Here is a 2,875-nt window from a genome sequence, read left to right on the forward strand (position 1 = left end):
GCTGAACATTAAGAATAATGTGAAATATTTATGCCTTATTTACAGTTCTATAAGCTGGTAGCTTACTTTGCGCTTTATTAAATTCATCAATGACCGTGTCTCGACTAATTAAATCAGGTTCAGGCACGTTGTCGGGTATTCCACTGAAGAGATAAGGATCCTCTCCCTGCGTCCAATCCGCTTTTCGCCGTAAATCGGCCATAAATGCTTTATCCCAGGTTGCATCGCAATACCCAATCGGTAAATCATATGCCACCACCTGTGACATGAAATCAGCACGCATCGGAAGAGTACTATGATCCGTGGGTTGGAAAACATAAGTTCTTAGGCGAAGATCCTTTTCTTCAAATGTCTCCTTACGGGTCACAGGCACCATTCGGGGCTCAAATTCAGTTCCCACATTTTTAAATCCAATCACAATATCCTGATTGGGATATAGGTTGATATAGTTGTCATAGGTATTGTCGTTTTTATGAGTTGCATTCTTTTTTGTTTCACCCCATCCATCTTTTTGCTCTTGTTCATGCTCAGCCCCAACGCGCGATACATCAAAACCATCTAATGTGGCAGCCTGCATCGGTTCAGGTACTTCTTCTGCATTAATATAAACAGTTTGCCACTCAGGGGGATCAGGGTATGTAAAACTGCTGCTTTGATACTTATCGCCTTTATCATCCCAGAATGGTTTTCCATCCGGCAGTTTTGCAAAAGGTGTTGCGAGATTTGGCGCTTCGCCACATGGAGTACTACGGGCTAACATGCGCTGAAATAAATTTCCCTGATGCTTTTTCAGCAAAGGATGAGGCTGACCCTGAGAGTTATTGGGCAAGCCCTGCCAGCCAATTGAGCGTAGCGGGCGTGACCCCATAACACGGTCATGAGGACAAAAGTAGATGTAAGTGCGCCCGTGATTATCTCGTTCAGCAACACTGGTACCATTTCCCCCGGCAAGTGTAACATCAGGTTGCCAGTTCTTTTTATCTGTCGTCTGTCCGACACAAAGTCCTTCATAGCCAAGCGATGACAAATGATTTTTTCTGGAGGCCACCTTATCAATGATGGCAGATAACGTATTCTGCCGCCCTTCTGGCGAAATGCATTCATCTGCCGGAAGTGACGCCCCATTAAGATCGTTATGATCCAGTGCATAAGGGGAATTAAGTACAAATAATGCATCAGGTGCATTCCTGGCTATCGCGACTGCAGCCATTGCAACCATGGTTCCCTGGCTATGAGAAATAATGGTCACTGTATCTTTTGGATATTTATTACGAATACTGTCAACCAGGTCTGCAAGGCGTTTTGCAGCATGCGCGTAGTATTTTCGCGGCGGGGCATTGGTTAACAGGCGGTCTTTATCTTCATTAAACCACTGGACTTTGACACCTGCGACTTTCTCTTTAAACCCTGTTTCACTCCATAAAGAGTGCAGATTATTTGTCCCGTTCTGGAATGGCCCTCCGCCCCAAAAAAATGGCCCTTGAGCAAGAATATTCCTATGAGGCATACCCTGCATTTTTAACTGATGATAATCAGCCCCTTCCTTATTAGCTAAAGGTATAACATATTTATCTTCATTACCTTTAGGTGAGGAATATCCCCAGTAATAGCGAATAACAGGGGATTTATCTTTATCAACTTCAGGTAAGTCTCGGGATACGAGAGGTTCAAACTCTAATTTATCGTCAGAAAGATATTTATTGGCCACCAGTGTATAATCTGTCCCGTTTAATCCGAGCCTTTTATTCAGACCTTCGCAAAGTTTATCCTCCGCAATTGAAAACCATTCTCCTGTCGAGTTAACACCGTGTACAAGTATAATAATACCAGGCAAGTGTGGTGGTAAATCACACCCGCCTCTGATCTGGCAATTTTTATGAGACGGGAATGAATACCAGGTGGGATGTCCATTATCATCAAATTTACATTCAAGCTCCCGGATGGGTTCAGAATTACTGTTCATTTTTCACCACCTCCTTTTTCCCACTGGACACACTTGTATACGTGATGGTTTTAGCTTCAATATTTTTATTACATAGATATTTAGCATCAATACTTTGCGTTAAAAGTTTCGGAAATTCAATCCTCTTACTATAAACCTCATCCTCAATCCTGATTCGAATCTCTGACAATTCATTTGCTATCGAATTACTTTCCTCATGAGTTTTCGGTGGTGTTAATGTTCTGATATAGTCGAATATATGAAACCCTGGTCCATACTCGTTTGCATAAGGCATTTTTTTCTTATCAGCTCTTCTTTTACTAACTCATAATATTTTCCCTGCCAGTCGTCATAAACACTAATTAAATTTCCGTCAGAAAACATTAACTTATTTACTGAATAAAGATCGCGAAGACCTGTAGGATGAGAATACACATTCTCTGTTTGAGACTCATCTCTTAAGTAAACCCCATCATTAGCCACTACCACTTTAAGCTTACTAAAGCGTTCAGGGGTGTTGTACTCCTCAGCTATGATTTTATATATAAATGTTTTTCCATAATCAGCTGAAAAGAAGAAAAACACAGGACAACCTCGTTCTGACCTTCCGCTACCACAATACTGATCGGTCGATGCTCCCGGAAATGCCAGATACCCATTGTCCGCGCCATTAACAATGATCCCTTGGTATGCTGCCACGCTATTCCCAAGTCGATATGAGAAGTCATTGAAATCGATATCCCATCCCAGGTGCGTTTTTATTCCCCGTTGCGTGTCATTGTAATATACCTGTCCACCCTTACCACAGGATATATAATTCTCCAGCGTCAGATATCGATTTTCATCTATGCGATAAATAATTTGAGTCGGAGCATCCGTTTCAACTTTTCGTGACTCTTCTACCTTCTGAGAACCGCTCATCCCCCCCAGACC

General features: G+C 42.2%; 2 protein-coding genes. Both read right to left on the minus strand.

Annotation, left to right across the window (positions count from 1 at the left end; genetic code table 11):
* Positions 1–28 precede the first annotated feature (28 nt).
* Complete coding sequence (locus NNO02_RS22965; protein ID WP_271455844.1) at positions 29–1,963, minus strand: T6SS effector phospholipase Tle3 domain-containing protein; 1,935 nt, start codon at positions 1,961–1,963, stop codon at positions 29–31.
* A gap of 213 nt (positions 1,964–2,176) precedes the next feature.
* Positions 2,177–2,875 (minus strand): T6SS immunity protein Tli3 family protein (locus NNO02_RS22970; RefSeq protein ID WP_442867927.1); only part of this gene is annotated, 699 nt, incomplete at its 5' end.

The sequence above is a fragment of the Citrobacter sp. Awk 2 genome, from assembly GCF_028069815.1.
Taxonomy (GTDB): Bacteria; Pseudomonadota; Gammaproteobacteria; order Enterobacterales; family Enterobacteriaceae; genus Citrobacter.

Bases quoted from the DNA above. Each gene is read 5' to 3' on its own strand.
- NNO02_RS22965 (WP_271455844.1), bottom strand. From the start codon at position 1,963: ATGAACAGTAATTCTGAACCCATCCGGGAGCTTGAATGTAAATTTGAT.